Origin of the sequence: Aeromicrobium sp. 50.2.37, assembly GCF_024655735.1 — a bacterium.
GTDB lineage: Bacteria > Actinomycetota > Actinomycetes > Propionibacteriales > Nocardioidaceae > Aeromicrobium.
The window spans coordinates 88,382-106,358 of sequence record NZ_JANLGG010000010.1; the positions used below are offsets into that span (position 1 = coordinate 88,382).

A 17,977-nucleotide genomic window follows, 5' to 3' on the forward strand; every position below is an offset into this window, starting at 1 on the left:
TGTTCGCGTGTCGTTTCTTGACTCGTTCAAGAAAGTGGCTACAGTCGGGGGCGTGACGTCGATCGAGGCACCCGAGCTCCTGAGGGAGGCGGGACTGCGCGTCACGCGCCCCCGGGTGGCCGTGCTCGACGCGCTCGAACGGACGCCGCACGCCGACACCGCCACCGTCATCGACGCCGCCCGGACCCTCGTCCCCGACGTCTCGCACCAGGCGGTCTACGACACGCTGGCCGCCCTCACCCAGGTGGGGATCGTCCGGCGCATCCAGCCGCACGGCCACACCGCGCGCTACGAGCGACGCGTGGGGGACAACCACCACCACGTGGTGTGCCGCGGCTGTGGCGACATCGCCGACGTCGACTGCGCCACGGGCGAGGCACCCTGCCTCGTCCCGTCGTCCGACCACGGCTTCGTCATCGACGAGGCCGAGGTCATCTTCTGGGGCACCTGTCCCTCCTGCACCGCCTGACTCCCGCGTCGTCGACGCGGACCGCCCGACCTGTCCAACCCCGTGAGAGGAACCCACGTGAGCGAGCACGACAAGCCCGACGCCGAAGTCGGCGAGATGAACGAGCCGGACCACGCCAAGGGCGCAACGGGAGGCGGCTGCCCCGTCGCGCACGAGTCGTTGCCCCACCCCACCCGCCAGGACGCGAACAAGGTCTGGTGGCCCGAGGGCATCAACCTCAAGGTCCTGGCGAAGAACCCCGCCGTCGCGAACCCGCACGGCGAGGACTTCGACTACGCCGCTGCCTTCGAGTCCCTCGACCTCGCCGAGGTCAAGCGCGACATCGAGCAGGTCCTCACCACGTCGCAGGACTGGTGGCCGGCCGACTTCGGCCACTACGGCGGCCTCATGATCCGCATGGCCTGGCACAGCGCCGGCACGTACCGGGTGCACGACGGCCGCGGTGGCGCCGGTGCGGGCCAGCAGCGCTTCGCCCCGCTGAACAGCTGGCCCGACAACGGCAACCTCGACAAGGCCCGCCGTCTGCTGTGGCCGGTCAAGAAGAAGTACGGCAAGAGCCTCTCGTGGGCGGACCTCATGGTCCTCACGGGCAACGTGGCGCTGGAGTCGATGGGCTTCGAGACCTTCGGCTTCGCCGGCGGTCGCGAGGACGTGTGGGAGCCCGACGCCGACGTGTACTGGGGCCCGGAGACCACCTGGCTCGGTGACGAGCGGTACTCCGGCGACCGCGACCTCGAGAAGCCGCTGGCCGCCGTCCAGATGGGCCTCATCTACGTCAACCCCGAGGGCCCCAACGGTGAGCCCGACCCGCTGGCCGCCGCCCGCGACATCCGCGAGACGTTCGGCCGCATGGCGATGAACGACGAGGAGACCGTCGCGCTCATCGCGGGCGGCCACACCCTCGGGAAGACCCATGGTGCCGCCGACCCCGACGAGTACGTCGGGGCCGAGCCGGAGGGCGCGAGCCTCGAGGAGCAGGGCCTGGGCTGGAAGAACTCCTTCGGGACCGGCCACGGCAACGACACCATCACCTCCGGCCTCGAGGTCACCTGGACCCGCACCCCGGTGCAGTGGTCGAACGACTACTTCGAGCTCCTCTTCGGCTGCGAGTGGGAGCTCACCAAGAGCCCCGCCGGAGCCTGGCAGTTCGAGGCCAAGGACGCCGAGGCGATCATCCCCGACGCCCACGGCGGTCCGAACCGCAAGCCGCGGATGCTGGTCACGGACGTGGCGCTGCGCGTCGACCCGGCGTACGAGAAGATCTCGCGCCGCTTCAAGGACGACCCGGCGGCGTTCGCCGACGCCTTCGCGCGGGCCTGGTTCAAGCTGACGCACCGCGACATGGGTCCGATCCAGCGCTACCTCGGCCCGGAGGTCCCCTCCGAGACGCTCATCTGGCAGGACCCGCTGCCCGAGGCCACCGGCGCTCCGCTCGACGAGGCCGCCGTGGCGGACCTCAAGCAGCGGGTCGCCGACTCCGGCCTCAGCGTGACCGACCTCGTGAGCACGGCGTGGGCGTCCGCGTCGACGTTCCGCAGCAGCGACAAGCGTGGCGGGGCCAACGGTGCCCGCGTGCGCCTCGATCCGCAGGTCGGCTGGGAGGTCAACAACCCCGGCGAGCTGCGTCGTGTGCTGGGTGTCCTCGAGGGCATCCAGGCCGACTCCGGCACGTCGGTCTCGCTGGCCGACCTCATCGTCCTGGCCGGTGGCGTCGGCATCGAGCAGGCCGCCAAGGCGGCCGGCCGTGAGATCGCGGTCCCGTTCACCCCGGGCCGCGTCGACGCCACGCTCGAGCACACCGACGTCGAGTCCTTCGAGTGGCTCGAGCCGCGTGCCGACGGGTTCCGCAACTACCTCGGCAAGGGCAACCGACTGCCGGCGGAGCACCTGCTGGTCGACCGGGCGAACCTGCTCGGCGTCAGCGCCCCGCAGATGACGGCCCTCGTCGGCGGTCTGCGCGCCCTCGGTGCCACCTACGACCGGTCCGCGCTGGGCGTCCTGACGGACCGTCCGGGCACGCTCACGAACGACTTCTTCGTGAACCTTCTCGACATGGACGTCACCTGGACCTCGGTCGATCCCGAGGCCGGCATCTACGAGGGTCGTGACGCGTCCGGCGAGGTGCGTTGGACCGGCAGCCGCGCCGACCTCGTGTTCGGCTCGAACTCCGAGCTGCGCGCCGTGGCCGAGGTCTACGCGAGCGACGACGGTGCCGACGCGTTCGTCGACGAGTTCGTCGGGGCCTGGGTCAAGGTCATGGAGGCCGACCGCTTCGACGTGCAGCGCTGAGCGAGGAGCACGACCCGCGAGGGGCCCGGACCACCACGGTCCGGGCCCCTCTCGCGTCGTCCAGGTCTGTCCGGGCTCGCGTCTACGCTCGCCGCATGGGACGCATCGTCTACGACACGGCCACGAGCCTCGACGGCTGGATCGCCGACGAGCGGCACTCCCTCGACTGGCTGTTCGCCGTCGACGGCGGCGAGCAGCCCGAGGAGGGGCTCCTGCCGGCCGACGCGGCGGTGCTGGTGGAGGGGTCCAGCACCTACGAGTGGCTCCTGCGCACCGAGGACGTGCTCGAGCACCCGGAGAGGTGGCGGGCCTTCCACGGCGACCGCCCCACCTTCGTGTTCACCACCCGCGACCTCCCCGTGCCGGCCGGCGCCGACGTGCGCCTGGTGCGTGGTCCCGTCGCCGACGTGCTGCCGCGGATCCGCGAGGCCGCAGCGGGACGCGACGTGTGGGTCGTCGGGGGAGGGGACCTCGCCGCCCAATTCCTCGAGGCCGGCGCGCTCGACGAGATCGCGGTCTCCGTCGCCCCGGTCACCCTCGGCAGCGGCGCCCCGCTGCTCCCACGCCGCGTGGAGTCGTCCCGCCTGCGTCTGCGCAGCGCGACGGCCGTGGGCCAGTTCGCGCGGCTGGTCTACTCCGTCGAGGGGTCAGGCCAGGCCGACGGCCAGGGCGACGACGCCGAGCAGCGGTAGGGCACCCTGCGTGATCGCAGCGCGGGCCTTGTCCGGGCTGGAGAGCAGCAGCACCGCGGCTGCGGCCAGCATGGAGCCGGCACCGACGAAGGCCATCGTGGCCCCGACGACGGTCTCGTCGACCGCCACGAGGACCACGCCGGCGCCCGCCACGAGAGCCAGGAACAGGTTGTAGAAGCCCTGGTTGTAGGCCAGCTCGCGCGTGGCCTGGGCATCCTCGGGCGTGGTCCCGAACGTCGCCCGCCCGCGGGCCGACGTCCACGCGAACGACTCCAGCCAGAAGATGTAGACGTGCAGCAGGGCGGCGAGCCCCACGAGGACCAGACCGACGATGAGCATGGCGACATCATGACCGATCGAGGCGTCCGTCGGGGTGCTGGCACCGCGCACCCCCACGGGCGTACGGTCCACCGAGGGCAGGAGGTGCCGTGAAGGTCGTCGTCGCAGGCGGTACGGGGGTCATCGGTCGGAGGGTCGTCGAGCATGCTCGCCGGCGGGGTCACGACGTGACGGTGCTGTCGCGAGGCAGTGGTCACGACCTCCGGCGGAGCAGGGCCGGTCTCGACGACGCCCTCGCAGGCGCCCATGCCGTGCTGGACCTCACGAGCGGCGTCACCCTCTCGGCTCGCACGGCGGTGCGCTTCACGACTTCGGTGACGCGCCGGCTGCTCACCGCGGGCGCCCGGGCCGGTGTGGGTCACCACGTGGTGCTCTCGGTGGTCGGCATCGACGACATCGACGCCGGCTACTACGCAGGCAAGCTCGCGCAGGAGCGGATGGTGTCCACCGGCCCTGTTCCGTGGACGATCCAGCGGGCGGCGCAGGTGCACGAGTTCGCCGAGCAGGCCCTGGACCTCGCCTCCGTCGGCGGCATCTCCCTCGTCCCGCGGATCCTCGCCCGGCCCGTGGCCGCCGACACCGTGGCCGAGCGTCTCGTCGACCTCGTGGAGTCCGGGCCGCAGGGTCGCGCGCCGGACCTGGTCGGGCCACGCGACGAGGTCGTCGCCGACCTCTCCCGGCAGTGGTTGGCGGCGACCGGACGGCGTGGCCGGGTCGTGCAGGTCTCCCTGCCCGGTGCCTACGGGACGGGGATCGCCTCCGGTGCGCTGCGCGGCAGCCCGGGCGCGACGGGGGAGGGGCCGGAGTTCCGGGAGTGGCTGGCGCGGCGGTGAGCCACCTCACGTAGAGCATTGGTTGCGTTGGTCAACCATTTCGCTATAGTTGACGAAGTCAACCAATCCGTCCTCTCGTGAAGTGAGCCTCCGTGTCCGAACCCAGCGTCACCACCCAGGCGCCCGCGGCCGAGGCCGCGGGCCAGATGACCCACCGCCAGGTGCTCGAGGCCCTCAGTGGCCTGCTGCTCGCGATGTTCGTCGCGATGCTGTCGAGCACCGTGGTCACCAACGCGCTCCCGCGCATCGTCACCGACCTCGAGGGCAGCCAGACCGGCTACACCTGGGTCGTCGTCGCCACCTTGCTGGCCATGACGGCCACCACCCCGATCTGGGGCAAGCTGGCCGACCTGTTCAGCAAGAAGATGCTCGTGCAGATCGCCCTGGTGATCTTCTCGGCCGGCTCGCTCGTGGCGGCGTTCGCGCCCAGCATGGGCGTCCTCATCGGTGCGCGCGCGCTGCAGGGGCTCGGCGTCGGCGGTCTGACCGCACTCGTGCAGGTCGTCATCGCCTCGATGGTCACCCCGCGGGAGCGTGGCCGCTACTCCGGCTACATCGGCGCCGTCTTCGCGCTGGCCACGGTCAGTGGCCCGCTGATCGGCGGACTGATCGTCGACAGCCCGCTCGGCTGGCGCGGCTGCTTCTTCGTCGGCCTGCCCTTCGCCCTCGCCGCCTTCGTGCTGCTCCAGCGCACCCTTCACCTGCCCGTGGTCCGTCGAGAGGTCTCGATCGACTACGCGGGAGCGACGCTGATCATGGGCGGCGTGAGCCTGCTGCTGGTGTGGGTCTCGCTCGCCGGCTCCAGCTTCGCGTGGGCCTCGGCCACGTCGGCCGGTCTGGTGATCGGTGGCGTCGTGCTCATCGCGGCCGCACTCGTCGTCGAGGCGCGGTTCGCCACCGAGCCGATCATCCCCCTGCGCCTCTTCCGCGACCGCACGACCTCCTTGGCCACGCTCGCCTCGGTGATGATCGGCATCGCGATGTTCGGCGCGACGGTCTACCTCAGCCAGTACTTCCAGTTCTCGCGCGGCATGTCCCCGACCGAGGCCGGGCTGATGTCGATCGCCATGGTCGGCGGGCTGCTCGTCTCGAGCATCACCTCCGGGCGCATCATCAGCCGCACCGGTGTGTGGAAGCGCTGGCTCGTGGGCGGCATGGTCCTCGTGACGGCCGGCTTCGCCCTGCTCGGCACGATCGACGGCTCGACGCCGCTGTGGACCGTCGGCCTGTACATGGCCCTCGTGGGGCTCGGCCTCGGCGCCACCATGCAGAACCTGGTCCTGGCCGTGCAGAACAACACGCGTCTGGAGGACATGGGGGCCGCCAGTTCGGTCGTCGCCTTCTTCCGCTCGATGGGCGGATCGGTCGGCGTCGCGGTGCTCGGGACGATCCTCAGCCACGACGTCAAGCGCAACGTCAGCGACGGCGTCCAGCAGCTGACGGCATCCGGCCAGCTCGACCGGGCCGACCTCCAGGCCGCTCAGCAGTCGACCGGCCACATCCCCGACATCTCGGCGCTTCCCGGCCCGTTCCGCACCCTCTACGAGGCCTCGTTCGGGGAGGCGTTCGGCCACATCTTCATGGTGGCGACGCCCTTCGCGGTCGCGGCGCTGGTCTGCATCCTGTTCATCAAGGAGGTGCCGCTGCGCACCACCATCGAGAAGGACGTGGACGTGCTCGAGGCGGAGGGCGAGCAGGTCGACGTGGTGACGAGCGTTCGATGAGCTCGAGCGTCACGCTCGATCCGACCCTGGACGCCCTGAGGCGGGTCGAGCACGAGGTCGCCACCCTGATGCGGCGCGCCCGGCGCGCGGTCGCCGACCGGGCCCGCCTCGTGCACCCCGACCTCCAGCCGGTCGGCTACCTGGTGCTCGTGCAGGTCGACGAGGACGGGCCGGTCCGGGGCAGTGCGGTCTGCGAGACCCTCCAGCTCGACAAGGGCGCGGTGAGCCGGACGCTGCAGCACCTCATCGAGCTCGGCCTCGTCGACCGCACGCCCGACCCGGACGACGGGCGCGCGACGCTCGTCTCGGTCAGTGCGGAGGGCCGACGTCGTGTCCGCGGTGTCGATGCCGAGCGCCGGGAGCTGCTGGCGCGCCGGTTCGACGGCTGGGACGAGCGAGACCTGGAGGGCGTCGCCGACGCGCTCCAGCGCTACAACGGCAGCTTCGAGAGCGAGCCCGAGGTGCCGCTCACGGGAGCGCCCGACGCATGAACACGCTGTTCGGGTCGGTCCGGTAGTCGGCGAAGGGGCCGCACACGACGAATCCGTGCCGGGTGTAGAGCCGGCGTGCGGGGGCGAAGTGGTCCTGGCTGCCCGTCTCGAGGGCGACGACCACCAGGCCCTCCGCCCGCGCCAGGTCGAGCAGGCGGGCGAGCAGCGCGGTCGCGACGCCCCGACCACGTGACCTCGGCGTGGTGCGCATGGCCTTCAGCTCGCCCAGGTGCGCGTCGTGGTGCTTGAGGGCACCGACGCCGAGCAGCGCGTCGCGCTCGGGGCCGGCCTCCCGGGCGGCGAGGAGTCGCACGTCGGGGCGGGCCAGCGCCTCGTGGGGGAGGGCATGCACGCTCTCCGGTGGCGACGTGGCACGCATCTCGGCGAGGTGCTCGTCGAGCAGGAGGGCGACGTCCGGGTCGTGGGGCGAGGCCGTCTCGATGCGCACGAGTCCATCATCCACAACGGGTCCGAGTACCGTGTGCAGGTGCAGCGAGAGGAGCCGACCGCGCGACCGCGCCAGCCGTGGTGGCGCCTCGTGGTCGTCGGTCTGGTCGCCGTCGCAGCAGCCGGACACCTGCTCGTGGTGACCCTCGCGGCGCTCCCGCCGAACACCTACTCCGACGCGGCACGCCCGGCCACCTCCTACCTGGGGGCCTACTTCGCGCAGAACTGGCGCCTGTTCGCACCGAACCCGGTCTCGTCGGACCGGGTCGTCCGGTTCCAGGGGGCGTACGAGCAGGACGGGGAGCTGGTCGTCACCGACTGGCTCGACTGGACCGACGTCGAGCTCGACCTCGTGCGGCACCGGCTGGTCGGTGGCCGCGCGGGCTACGTCACCACGAAGCTCTACGGCCCGCTCGGGTCGCGCTACCGACCGCTCGACGCCGACCAGCGAGCCATCGCCGACATCGCCGAGCCCGTGGAGGTCCTGGGCTGGCCGACGCTGCGCCGCGAGCTGGTGGCGGTCTCCGACGACCAGCTCGACGACCGACAGGTCGACCTCTACCTCGTGTACGACCGCGCAGCCGCACGGCTGGCGACCGAGGCGCTGGAGGCGCAGCACCCGGACCGCCGCATGGTGGCCGTCCGCTACGCCACGCGCAGCCAGGGGGTCACACCCTGGGGCTCCCGCGGGGAGGACGCCGAGGCCCGGGAACGGGCGCGGCCCACGCCGGTGCAGAGGATCAACGGCTGGCGTGAGCCCCTCCGAGGGACCGCGGCCGAGCGGGCGTCGGTCCGCGACTTCTGGGAGCGGCACCGATGACGGCTGCACCGATGAGGGCTGCACCGATGAGGGCGGGGCTCGACAAGGTCTGGGACTGGCTCACCGGGCGTCCGCACGCGACGCGCGGTCTCGCGGTGACGCGCATCGTGCTGGGCTTCATCGTCTGGACGCAGATGGTCGTCAACTGGCCCGACCGTCACTACACGTGGGGTGACGGCGCTGCCTGGACCTCGTCGGTGCGTGACGCGAAGCCCTGGTGGGGTCTCTTCGGCATCTTCCAGCAGGCGGACGGACTCACCTTCGACCTCCTCTACCTGCTCACCGTGGTGGCCGGCCTCCTGCTCATGGTCGGTCTCTGGACACGTGGTGCCGCCGTGCTGACGCTGTTCCTGTGGATGTCGCTGTACGTGAGCAACCCGTTCGTCGGCTCCGGTGGCGACGCCATCCTGCGCATGGTGCTGCTCTACGCGTGCTTCACCGACGCCGGTCGGCACTTCTCGGTCGACGCCTGGCTGCGTGGCCGGCGGGGAGTGGTCCGGCCGATCCTGCCGCCCTGGCTCTCGACCACCCTGCACAACGTGGCGGTCGTGCTGATCATCCACCAGGTCGTGATGGTCTACGTCGGGTCGGCGCTGTGGAAGGTGCAGAGCGCCGTGTGGCTGGAGGGCCGAGCCGTCTACTACCCGCTGCAGACCGAGGCCTACTCGCCGTGGCGAGACCTCATCCACCCGTTCTCGAGTGCCGAGCCGATCGTGCTCGTGGCCACCTGGACGGCGATCGCGGTCCAGCTGCTCTTCCCGGTCCTGCTCCTGTACCGCAGCACCCGCGCCCTCGGGCTGGTGGTGGTCACGGGCATGCACGTGGGCATCGGCGTGTTCATGGGCATCATGTACTTCTCGCTCGTCATGATCGCCGTCGACATGATGCTCGTCAGCGACGCGTCCTGGCGGCGAGCCGCACGGTGGTGCCGAGCGCGTCTGGACCGGGTGCGTGCGAAGGCCCGCGCGCGCAGCTCCGACGAGACCACGACTGTGTGATGCGTCTCAACGTCCGGCCGATGGGACCGATGTTCCACGATTGCCTGAGATCTGCGTAAGATGTTGCCCGCGGTCGCCTGTGGCGGTCGTCACTGGCACGCGGCACACGTCGAGGGAACGATCTTCTCGCGCCGCAACAACAGCGACACGGGAGTCATTCCACATGAACAAGCTCGGCAGGAACACCCTCGCGCTCGGAGTGAGCACCTTGCTCATCACGTCCGCGGTGTCCTTCTCGGCCAACGCGGCTGAGAACTACGAGTCCTACGGCCAGGCGCAGTACGTGCTCGGTGCCGGGGCCCTCGACGGCAACGTCATCGACCCGCTGGTCGACAACGTCGTCGAGTCGCCCACCACGGACGCGTGCGAGCCCACCGAGGAGGACTGCCCCGAGAGCGACTCCACGGAGAGCCCGCTCGGCGACGCGCTGGCCCCCCTGACCACCGGTCTGGGTGACGCCCTGGGCGGCATCGACGGCACCGGGGTCGTCGGCAACTACGCCTCGGCCAAGAACGGCACCTCCTACGCCGCCTCCGGTGCGGTCAGCAACGAGGGCGTCATCGACCTGGGCAGCGACACCGACCCGAGCTCGCCGACCGCCGTCTTCGGCCTGAGCAGCGGTGCGCTGGAGCCCGTCGCGAACGCCGTCGCCGACCTCCGCCTCGAGATCGGCGCCGCCTCCGCGGCCGCCAAGCTCGTCCCGGGCGACGACGACTCCTTCCCGGCTCCCGCCTGGAGCGCGGGCAACACCGTCACGCCCACCTCCGACGGATCGGGCCTGGACTACAACATCGCCGGCGCCGACGTCGTCCTCGAGGTCCCCGCCCTCCAGGCCCTGAACCCCGCGATCGGCGGGGTCATCGACGACGCGCTCGCCTCCGAGGTCAACCTCAACGCCGAGACGGTCTGTGAGCTGCTCGAGGGCGTCGGCGAGGCCCTGACGGTCGACGTCCCGGTCCTCGGTGAGCTCGACCTCTGCACCAACCTGGCCACCATCACCGGCGCGCTCGGTCCGGACTTCCTGAACGCGGAGATCACCGGCCTGGACAGCATCACCGGCGGCCTGGAGAACATCACGAACGACGGCATCACGTTCGACTTCACCGAGGGTGAGATCCGCATCGACCTCGCCGTCGCCGCCGAGTCCGTCCTGGGCACCGACATCAACGAGCTCGCTCCGAACACCGAGATCCTCGGCGAGGTGCTCTCCAGCCTGACGCTGAACCTCGACACGCTGGTCGCGAGCCTGTACGACGACCTGGTGGCCGACATCATCGAGAACGTCGGCCTCACGGTCACCCTCGCCGGCACCGAGCTTCCGGCCATCGACCTCAGCACGCTGGGCGAGGCCGGTCTGAGCGATCTGCTCAGCGCGGTCTTCGGCGGTCTGAGCGACGGCCTCGAGACGGTCGGCGACCCGCTGTCCGAGGCGCTCTCGACGATCACCGGGCAGCTCGCGCCGCTCGTGGAGCTCACGGTGAACGTGCCGGACTACTACGCCGAGATCCAGCAGGCCGACGGCAACGTGGGCACCACGGCCGCCGACACCGTGTACTCCAACACGGCCCTGCGCCTGACGGTCCTCGGTGTGGGCGGCGACGCCACGCTCGTCGACCTGCTGCTCGGCAACGCGCTGGTGGGTCCGAACGCCGTGGTCGAGGCCGCTGACGACCTCGACGTCGACGGCACCGACGTCGACCTCGACGGAACCGACAACGACGCCCAGGCCGACGCCGATGCGGTGGCGGACGCCGACTCCGACGCCCAGGCCGACGCTGCGGCGGACGCCGACGCGCAGGCCGACGCCGACGTGACGACCACGCTGCCGGCCACCGGTGCCCCGAACCTGCTGCCGTTCTGGCTGCTGGGTCTCGGCCTGGTGCTCTTCGGAGCCGCGGTGCTCATCAACGAGCGCCGTCGTCTGAAGATCTGACGACGTAGCACGACGCCTGCCCGGTGACCGGTCTCGGTCACCGGGCAGGCGTCTGTCACGACCTACGATGGAAGGCATGTCGGTGGAGGGAGGTGGCAGTGGCGGATCGCGGCGGGCCGACGTTGCTCGGCACGACTGGCGCACGACGCTCGTCCTGGTGCTCGCGTCCCTCGCCCTCGTCCACTCGGCGCTGCTCGCCCTGTGGCTCGCTCCGTCGGGCCCGGTCCGCGAGGCGGCCGGGGGATCCCTGCTCGCCAGCTACGTCGACCCCTACTTCCGGCAGTCGTGGGACCTGCTCGAGCCCAGCTCCCAGCGCGTCGACGAGTCGCTCTGGGTCCGGGCACGCGTGCGGGTGGGGAAGGACGAGGTGAGACAGACTCCCTGGCTGGACGTCACCCGTGCCGACCTGACGCGGACGCGCAACGACGTCGCCCCCGCGCGCGTGCACCTCGCCGGCCGCCGCCTCGCCACCAACCTGAACAACGCGATGTTCGGTCTCGGCTCGTCGGGCCGCCGCGTCGTCCTCGACTCCTACGTCGGCCGCCCCGTCGAGGAGCTGCGCGACGCCCTGCAGGGTGCGGGCGTGCCGGCCGACGCCGTGCGCGGCTACCTGGACCTCGACACGATGGTGACCCGCTTCGCCTCGCTCTACACCCAGGCCTACGCCGACCAGAGGGTCGTCCAGGTCCAGTACCGGGTGGGCCGTCGGATCGTGCCGCCGCACGAGCAGCGTGACGCCGAACGGGTCACGGCCGTGGACTTCGAGTGGTTCGACGCCGGGTGGCGTCGTGCGGTGCGTGGCTCCGCCGAGGCGCAGGCCGCCTTCGACTCCTACCTGGCGGACGCATGAGCACGATCTGGCGCCTCAGGGACGCGCTCGGCAGCACCCGCAGGTCGGCGGAGCGGTGGCTCACGTCCGAGCGCCACGCCCTGCACGCCGTGGCCGCGGCACGGATCCTCATCGGCCTGTGCGTGCTGGGGCTGCTGCTGACGAACTTCTCCACCCGACAGGTGTGGGTCGGGGACGCCTCCGCCTGGGCCGAGCCCGCCCGCGCGGTGAGCCGGTTCCCCGAGATCGCGCTGCTGGACGGGGTGAGCGGCGACCTGCTCACCGCCATCTACGTGGCGGTGATCCTGGGAGCCGTGGGGCTCGTGCTGGGATGGCACGCCAAGGCCATGACCATCGTGGTGCTCGTCGGGTTCATCGCCGTCACCGCGCAGAACCCGGTGCTGGGATCGATCGGTGACAACCTCGTCCGGCTCGCGCTGCTGTGGATGCTGCTCATGCGGACCTCGGAGGTCTGGTCGCTCGACGCGAACCGGGTCGAGCCGCGCGAGAGCGACGACGTCGCGCCGGAGTGGGTGCGCACCGGGCTGCACAACGTGGGCCTGGTGGGCCTGGGCACCCAGACGATCCTCGCGTACTTCGCCGGCGGTCTCGACAAGGTCTCCCAGCCGGCCTGGCAGGACGGCACCGCCCTCTACACGACGTTGCAGCTGCCGGAGTTCCGACCGTTCCCCTGGCTCTCGGACCTGATCTCCAACGGTGACCTCCTCCTGGCGGTCCTCACGTGGACCGTGCTCGGCGTGCAGCTGTTCTTCGCGCCGATGCTGCTGCGGCGGGGGAGCCGCGACCTCGTGGCGATCGTGGCGATCGTCGTCAACCTGCTCTTCGCCGTGGTGCTCGGCACGCCGTGGTCGTCGTTGGCGGTCATCGCGGTGACGGGGCTGTTCGTGAGCGACGACCGGTGGGCCGAGCTGGGGGAGCGTGTCGCGGACCTGTTCTGGCCCGTCCTCGACCGGACGGCGGACGCCCGCTACGCGGTGGCCGACCGGGTGGCCGACTGGTGGTACGACCGCGTCCTGAGCGTCGTCGACCGGATCCGCTTCAGCGTGTTCCGACGCTGACCTGTTGAGCGGCCCGCCGGCCGGCGACCACCAGCAGCACGACGGGCACCACGAGCGTGCCGGCGACGGCGTTGAGCGTGCCGAAGCCCTGCCACGCCACGAGCACGCCTGCGAGAAGGCCTCCCGCGGCCCCGGCCAGGTTCATCGTCAGGTCGCCGAGCCCTTGCACCAGCGGGCGCACCGCGGGATCGGTGGACCGGGTGAGCAGCGCCGCCCCCGCGATGGTGGCGGCGGACCAGCCGAGGCCCAGGAGCACCAGGCCGACCGTGATCCGTACCTCCGACGTGCCGGAGGTCCCGGCGACCACGACGGCCGCGACCAGCACGAGCTGACCGGCGAGGATGGTGCGAGCCGGACCCCAGCGGTCCGCCAGCCACCCCATGACCGGTGACAGTGCGTACATGCCGGCGATGTGCAGGCTGATGGTCAGCCCGATCACCTCCACCCCGGCGCCGTGGTCCTGCATGTGGACCGGGGTCAGGGCCATGACGGACGCCATCACGGCGTGGGCGAGCGCGATGGTGACGACGGCCGTGCGCGTCTCGCCGCGGACGTGCGGCAGGGCGGCGCGGACCCGGGGCACCGGGACGTCGATCCCGTCGCGCTTGGCCGGCGGCAGCGGATCGGGGCGCAGGAGCACCAGGACGACGGTGCCGGCCACCGCGAAGGCCACGCACGAGAAGACCAACGGGCCGGCGAGGTCGGGCACCCCGAGCGCCCGTGCCGTGGTGGTGCCCGGGCCGATCAGGTTGGGCCCGAGCACGGCGCCGACGGTCGTGGCCCACGTGACGAGCGCCAGGGACCGTCCGACGTGCCGCGGCTCGGCGCGGTCGACCGCCGCGAAGCGCGACTGCAGGTTGGAGGCCGTGCTGACCCCGCAGAGGAACAGTCCGACCAGGACGAGCAGCAGGCTGTCGGCGTCGGCACCGAGCACCACGACGGCGGCCCCGACCGCGCCGAGGAACCAGCCGGTGGCCAGGGCCGGCCTGCGCCCGGCACGGACCGCCAGGGTCGCGAGCGGGACGGTCGCGAGCGCCGCACCGAGGGTGAGCATGACGGTCGACATCCCGGCCCAGCCCGAGGAGCCGGAGACCTCCCGCAGGAGCAGCACGCCCACGGCCAGACCAGCTCCGTTGCCGACGCCGCCGACCACCTGCACGGCCACGAGGGTCCGCAGGATCCGGCGCTGCAGGCGCGCCTGCTCGGTCACGACGCCCAGATGGTCACACGGTCCTCGGGCGCGAGCCACAGCTCGTCGTCGGGGGTGACGCCGAACGCCTCGTGGAAGGCGTCGATGTTGCGCACGACCTGGTTGCAGCGGAACTCCGGCGGCGAGTGCGGGTCGACGGTGAGGCGGCGGACCGTCTCGGCCGGTCGCACCTTGGCCTGCCAGGCCTGGGCCCACGAGATGAAGAACCGCTGGTCGCCCGTGAGCCCGTCGATCGTGGGTGCCTCGCCTCCGGTGGCGATCCGGTACGCCTGGTAGGCGATGCCGAGACCCCCGAGGTCGCCGATGTTCTCGCCGATCGTGAGCTCGCCGTTGACGGTGTGCCCGTCGGCACCCTCGGGCGACAGTGCGGCGTACTGCTCGACGAGAGCGGCCGTGAGCTTCTCGAAGGCCACCCGGTCGTCGTCGGTCCACCAGTTGCGCAGGGCCCCCGTGCCGTCGAAGTGGCTGCCCTGGTCGTCGAAGCCGTGCCCGATCTCGTGGCCGATCACCGCGCCGATGGCGCCGTAGTTGACGGCGTCGTCGGCGTCGGCGTGGAAGAACGGCGGCTGCAGGATGGCCGCGGGGAAGACGATCTCGTTCATGGTGGGGTTGTAGTACGCGTTCACGGTCTGCGGCGTCATGTACCACTCGTCGCGGTCGATCGGTCGCCCGATCTTGGCCAGCTCACGGTCCATCGCCACCGACAACCCGCGTCGGGCGTTGCCCAGCAGGTCGGTCGGGTCGGTCTCGAGCGCCGAGTAGTCCTTGAAGGCATCGGGGTGGCCGACCTTGGGGTGGAACGCCTCCAGCTTCGCCAGCGCCTCGGCCTTGGTGGTGTCGCTCATCCACGGCAGGGCGGTGATGCTGCGCCGGTAGGCCTCGACGAGGTGGGCGATGAGGTCGTCCATCCGCTCCTTGGAGTCGGCCGGGTACTCGGTGCGCACGTAGATCCTGCCGACGGCCTCGCCCATGGCCGACTCCACGAAGCCCACGCCACGCTTCCACCGGGGGCGGAGCTCGTCGGTCCCGCTCAACGTGCGGCCGTAGAAGGAGAAGTTCTCCTCCACGAACGCGGCCGGCAGGTAGGGGGCTGCGGCGTGCAGGACCTGCCAGCTCAGCCAGTCGCGCCACGCGGGCAGGCGGTCGGCCGTGAGCAGGCCGGCGAGCCCCTCGAGGAAGGACGGCTGGGAGACCACGACCTCCCGGAGGGCGGCCGCGGGGATGCCGGCCGCGGTGGACCAGGCCGTGAGGTCGAGCGGGCCGAGAAGTGACTGCACGGCCTCGACGTCGAGCAGGTTGTAGGTCTTCTGCGCGTCGCGGCAGGCCACACGGTCCCAGTGGTGGGCGGCGATCTGCGTCTCGAGGTCGAGCACGCGCGCGGCGCGGTCGGCCGGGGCCTCGAACCCACCGAGGGCGAACATGCGCTCGAGGTGGCCGAGGTAGGCCTCACGCAGCTCCGCGGAGTCGTCGTCGGTGTAGTAGGACTCGTCGGGCAGACCGATGCCGCTCTGCACGAGGTGCGTGACGTAGCGGTCGGGGTTGCCGCGGTCGGGAGCGATGTAGAGACCGATCACGCTGCCCACCCCGGAGCGCTCGAGGTGGCCCAACACCTGCACGAACGTCGGGACGTCGGCGATGCCGTCGATGCGGCGCAGGTCGTCGCGCAGCGGCTCGAGACCGAGGGCGTCGACGCGGTCGGTGTCCATGAAGCTGGTGTAGAGGTCGCCGATCTTGCGGCGCTCGTCGTCGAGCCCCTCGACGCCCGCGACGACGTCGTCGCGCGCTGCCTCGATGATGCCGCGGACCGTCTTCTCTGCCTCGTCGACGAGGGTCACGAACGCTCCTGCGGTGGCGCGGTCGGGCTCGATGGCCGACTCGCGCAGCCAGGGTCCGTTGACGTGCCGGAACAGGTCGTCCTGCGGACGCACCTCGGCGTCGAAGGCGGCGGTGTCGATGGCCGGTGGGGCGCCGTGGGGAGAGGGGCCGTCGGGGGAGGGGGAGGCTGCGGTCGTCGGGGTCTCGTGGCTCACCTGGTTAGGCTACCCATCGTGTCGACGTCGCGCCCCGCTCACCTGACCGTGCTCGACGTCCGGGAGGTCACGCCGCACCTGAAGCGTCTGGTGCTCGGCGACGGTGAGGTCGCCCGGGGCTTCGACGAGCTGGCCGGACGCTGGGCCGGCTGGGCCGACTCCTACGTCAAGCTGGTGTTCCTGGCCGACGGCGTCGACTACCCCGATCCGCTCGACCTCGACGACGTCAGGGCGACGTTGCCGAACGAGGCGTGGCCGGTGCTGCGCACCTACACGGTGCGACGCCTGGACCTGGACGCCCGCGAGCTCTGGATCGACGTCGTCGTGCACGGCGACGCGGGCGTGGCCGGCCCGTGGGCGGCGCAGGTGCGACCGGGGGCGACGATCCACGTGCGCGGACCCGGAGGCGCCTACTCGCCGCGCGAGGACGTCGACCACCACCTGCTCGTGGGAGACGAGTCGGCTCTTCCTGCCATGGCCGTCGCGCTGGAGCACCTGCCCGAGGGTGCGCGGGCGACGGTGTTCTGCGAGGTCGACGACGCCCGCGACGAGATCGACCTGCCCACGGCGGGGGAGGCCACGGTCCACTGGCTGCACCGCGGCGACGCCCCGGCGGGCAGCACCTCGCTCCTCGACGACGCGGTGCGCGCGTGGGACTGGCCCGAGGGTCGCGTCCAGGCCTTCGTGCACGGCGAGTCGAGGCTCCTGAAGACCGTGCGCCCGTACGTGCGCGAGCGGGTGGAGCGGGCCGACCTGTCGGTCTCGGCGTACTGGCGCCTCGGCGAGACCGAGGAGGGGTTCCGACGCTGGAAGAGCAGCCAGGACGACGCGATCATCCGGCCGGTCGGCTGAGGGGACCATCGCGGCCTGCGGGTGCGCTGCAGCTGGGGGCGCGCGACCTTGCCGCTGCGATGCTGCGGCTCGCGCTGGGTGTGGCCCCCGAAAGGGCCTTCGACCGAGCGGCGGCGACGTCGCTGGCTCGGCTCTCGGGCTGCGGCCTGGGTGGGCGGTAGGTGGCGCGCGTATCCCGAAACTCGGAGGTAGGCGGCGCGCGGAAAGCGGGCTCGTATCCGCGTGCTACCTACCGCTCCTCCGCGGGAAGCGCGCGCCACCTACCTCCCGACACCCTCGCGGCCCCGGGGCGACGCTCAGCGCAGGTGCAGGACGGCGCGGTTGAGCCGGCGGGCGGTGGCCAGGAGCAGCCGCTCGATGGGCTCGAGCGGCGTCCCGCGCCACGGCGCCAGCGCGTCGAGGCGGTAGTAGAGGCCTCGCACCCGGTTGCCAAGCGTGGTGGGCACGCGTGCGGGTGCGGGGAGACCGTGCCGGGCTCGCTCGGCCAGAAGGCGCTCGACCTGCGTCTGCCAGTCGTCGGCCGCGGGGTCGTGGAAGTAGTTGTCGTGTGCCCAGCCACGGTCCACGCTCCGGAACCGTCCCTGCGCGACGTCGGCGAGCGTGCCCAGCAGCCCGCTCCCCACGAACACGCTGTTGAGGTGGGCGTCGTCCACGCCCAGGTCGGTGAGCACGACGGCGGGGACGCCGGCGGCCACGGCCTCCAGCGCCGCGGAGGAGCCGACCGTGACGAAGCCGGAGGCGCCGCGCAGGTGTTGGCTCATGGGGCCGTCGACCACGCGCAGCCCCTCGGGGGTGGCGCCGTCGGCGTGCAGGCGTGCGAGCAGCGCCGCGTAGTCGCCGGCGCCCCGGTGCGCCTCGACCTCGCCGACGCGCGAGCGCACCTTCACGTGCACCTCGCGCCCCGGCTGCACGGCGGTGGCGAGTCCGCGCAGGACCCTCTCG

Annotated in this window: 17 protein-coding genes; 12 read left to right on the forward strand and 5 right to left on the reverse strand. The window is 71.8% G+C overall.

Annotation, left to right across the window (positions count from 1 at the left end):
• Positions 1 to 52: 52 nt before the first annotated feature.
• The 3 genes from NUV38_RS07345 (at position 53) to NUV38_RS07355 (ending at position 3,450) form a co-directional block, all read left to right on the forward strand.
• A complete protein-coding gene (locus tag NUV38_RS07345) occupies positions 53 to 469 on the forward strand; it encodes a Fur family transcriptional regulator (protein WP_055965165.1) in 417 nt (138 codons plus the stop codon).
• Between the two features lie 96 nt (positions 470 to 565).
• Positions 566 to 2,758 carry a catalase/peroxidase HPI gene (gene katG, locus NUV38_RS07350; RefSeq protein ID WP_257728513.1) on the forward strand — a complete coding sequence of 731 codons (2,193 nt, stop codon included), beginning with the start codon at positions 566 to 568 and terminating at the stop codon, positions 2,756 to 2,758.
• A 95-nt stretch (positions 2,759 to 2,853) separates the two neighbouring features.
• Positions 2,854 to 3,450 carry a dihydrofolate reductase family protein gene (locus tag NUV38_RS07355; RefSeq protein ID WP_257728498.1) on the forward strand — a complete coding sequence of 199 codons (597 nt, stop codon included), beginning with the start codon at positions 2,854 to 2,856 and terminating at the stop codon, positions 3,448 to 3,450.
• On the opposite strand, the gene NUV38_RS07360 is transcribed toward NUV38_RS07355, so the two are convergent.
• On the reverse strand, positions 3,406 to 3,789 hold the full coding sequence (locus NUV38_RS07360; RefSeq protein ID WP_257728499.1) for a DUF1304 domain-containing protein: 384 nt from the start codon (positions 3,787 to 3,789) through the stop codon (positions 3,406 to 3,408). The genes NUV38_RS07355 and NUV38_RS07360 overlap by 45 nt on opposite strands.
• A gap of 89 nt (positions 3,790 to 3,878) precedes the next feature.
• Between NUV38_RS07360 and NUV38_RS07365 the strand changes: the two genes are divergently transcribed.
• The 3 genes from NUV38_RS07365 to NUV38_RS07375 all read left to right on the forward strand — a co-directional run bounded on the left by NUV38_RS07365 (position 3,879) and on the right by NUV38_RS07375 (position 6,837).
• On the forward strand, positions 3,879 to 4,622 hold the full coding sequence (locus tag NUV38_RS07365; protein ID WP_257728500.1) for an SDR family oxidoreductase: 744 nt from the start codon (positions 3,879 to 3,881) through the stop codon (positions 4,620 to 4,622).
• A gap of 92 nt (positions 4,623 to 4,714) precedes the next feature.
• On the forward strand, positions 4,715 to 6,346 hold the full coding sequence (locus tag NUV38_RS07370) for an MDR family MFS transporter (RefSeq protein WP_308219666.1): 1,632 nt from the start codon (positions 4,715 to 4,717) through the stop codon (positions 6,344 to 6,346).
• Complete coding sequence (locus NUV38_RS07375; RefSeq protein ID WP_257728501.1) at positions 6,343 to 6,837, forward strand: MarR family winged helix-turn-helix transcriptional regulator; 495 nt, start codon at positions 6,343 to 6,345, stop codon at positions 6,835 to 6,837. Before NUV38_RS07370 ends, NUV38_RS07375 begins: the two co-directional genes overlap by 4 nt.
• On the opposite strand, the gene NUV38_RS07380 is transcribed toward NUV38_RS07375, so the two are convergent.
• Positions 6,815 to 7,285 carry a GNAT family N-acetyltransferase gene (locus NUV38_RS07380; RefSeq protein ID WP_257728502.1) on the reverse strand — a complete coding sequence of 157 codons (471 nt, stop codon included), beginning with the start codon at positions 7,283 to 7,285 and terminating at the stop codon, positions 6,815 to 6,817. The two genes, NUV38_RS07375 and NUV38_RS07380, sit on opposite strands and share 23 nt — an antisense overlap.
• Before the next feature lie 39 nt (positions 7,286 to 7,324).
• On the opposite strand from NUV38_RS07380, the gene NUV38_RS07385 reads away from it, so the two are divergent.
• From NUV38_RS07385 to NUV38_RS07405, 5 genes are all read left to right on the forward strand, one after another.
• The gene (locus tag NUV38_RS07385; protein WP_257728503.1) at positions 7,325 to 8,104 is read left to right on the forward strand and encodes a DUF5819 family protein; all 780 of its coding nucleotides are present in this window, start codon (positions 7,325 to 7,327) and stop codon (positions 8,102 to 8,104) included.
• 26 nt (positions 8,105 to 8,130) lie between these two features.
• Complete coding sequence (locus NUV38_RS07390; RefSeq protein ID WP_257728504.1) at positions 8,131 to 9,102, forward strand: HTTM domain-containing protein; 972 nt, start codon at positions 8,131 to 8,133, stop codon at positions 9,100 to 9,102.
• Positions 9,103 to 9,265: 163 nt separating this feature from the next.
• On the forward strand, positions 9,266 to 11,035 hold the full coding sequence (locus NUV38_RS07395) for a choice-of-anchor G family protein (protein WP_257728505.1): 1,770 nt from the start codon (positions 9,266 to 9,268) through the stop codon (positions 11,033 to 11,035).
• 76 nt (positions 11,036 to 11,111) lie between these two features.
• The gene (locus NUV38_RS07400) at positions 11,112 to 11,885 is read left to right on the forward strand and encodes a DUF5819 family protein (RefSeq protein ID WP_257728506.1); all 774 of its coding nucleotides are present in this window, start codon (positions 11,112 to 11,114) and stop codon (positions 11,883 to 11,885) included.
• Positions 11,882 to 12,943 (forward strand): HTTM domain-containing protein, encoded by a 1,062-nt coding sequence (locus NUV38_RS07405; RefSeq protein WP_257728507.1) that lies wholly within the window; start codon positions 11,882 to 11,884, stop codon positions 12,941 to 12,943. Before NUV38_RS07400 ends, NUV38_RS07405 begins: the two co-directional genes overlap by 4 nt.
• On the opposite strand, the gene NUV38_RS07410 is transcribed toward NUV38_RS07405, so the two are convergent.
• Together NUV38_RS07410 and NUV38_RS07415 are read right to left on the reverse strand one after the other, a co-directional pair.
• Positions 12,924 to 14,153 (reverse strand): MFS transporter, encoded by a 1,230-nt coding sequence (locus tag NUV38_RS07410; protein ID WP_257728508.1) that lies wholly within the window; start codon positions 14,151 to 14,153, stop codon positions 12,924 to 12,926. The genes NUV38_RS07405 and NUV38_RS07410 overlap by 20 nt on opposite strands.
• Positions 14,150 to 16,108, reverse strand: coding sequence for a M13 family metallopeptidase (locus NUV38_RS07415; protein ID WP_257728515.1), 1,959 nt, complete (start codon positions 16,106 to 16,108; stop codon positions 14,150 to 14,152). The genes NUV38_RS07410 and NUV38_RS07415 overlap by 4 nt, the downstream gene beginning before the upstream one ends.
• Before the next feature lie 93 nt (positions 16,109 to 16,201).
• Here NUV38_RS07415 and NUV38_RS07420 point away from each other — a divergent pair, with 93 nt between their 5' ends.
• Positions 16,202 to 17,035 carry a siderophore-interacting protein gene (locus NUV38_RS07420; RefSeq protein WP_257728509.1) on the forward strand — a complete coding sequence of 278 codons (834 nt, stop codon included), beginning with the start codon at positions 16,202 to 16,204 and terminating at the stop codon, positions 17,033 to 17,035.
• 296 nt (positions 17,036 to 17,331) lie between these two features.
• On the opposite strand, the gene NUV38_RS07425 is transcribed toward NUV38_RS07420, so the two are convergent.
• Positions 17,332 to 17,977, reverse strand: a 646-nt coding sequence (locus NUV38_RS07425) for a DUF6716 putative glycosyltransferase (protein ID WP_257728510.1), incomplete at its 5' end; no start/stop codon positions are given.

Coding starts and splice junctions, on each gene's coding strand:
- katG (WP_257728513.1), top strand. CDS start 566: ATGAACGAGCCGGACCACGCCAAGGGCGCAACGGGAGGCGGCTGCCCC.
- NUV38_RS07355 (WP_257728498.1), top strand. CDS start 2,854: ATGGGACGCATCGTCTACGACACGGCCACGAGCCTCGACGGCTGGATC.
- NUV38_RS07360 (WP_257728499.1), bottom strand. CDS start 3,789: ATGCTCATCGTCGGTCTGGTCCTCGTGGGGCTCGCCGCCCTGCTGCAC.
- NUV38_RS07375 (WP_257728501.1), top strand. CDS start 6,343: ATGAGCTCGAGCGTCACGCTCGATCCGACCCTGGACGCCCTGAGGCGG.
- NUV38_RS07390 (WP_257728504.1), top strand. CDS start 8,131: ATGAGGGCGGGGCTCGACAAGGTCTGGGACTGGCTCACCGGGCGTCCG.
- NUV38_RS07395 (WP_257728505.1), top strand. CDS start 9,266: ATGAACAAGCTCGGCAGGAACACCCTCGCGCTCGGAGTGAGCACCTTG.
- NUV38_RS07400 (WP_257728506.1), top strand. CDS start 11,112: ATGTCGGTGGAGGGAGGTGGCAGTGGCGGATCGCGGCGGGCCGACGTT.
- NUV38_RS07405 (WP_257728507.1), top strand. CDS start 11,882: ATGAGCACGATCTGGCGCCTCAGGGACGCGCTCGGCAGCACCCGCAGG.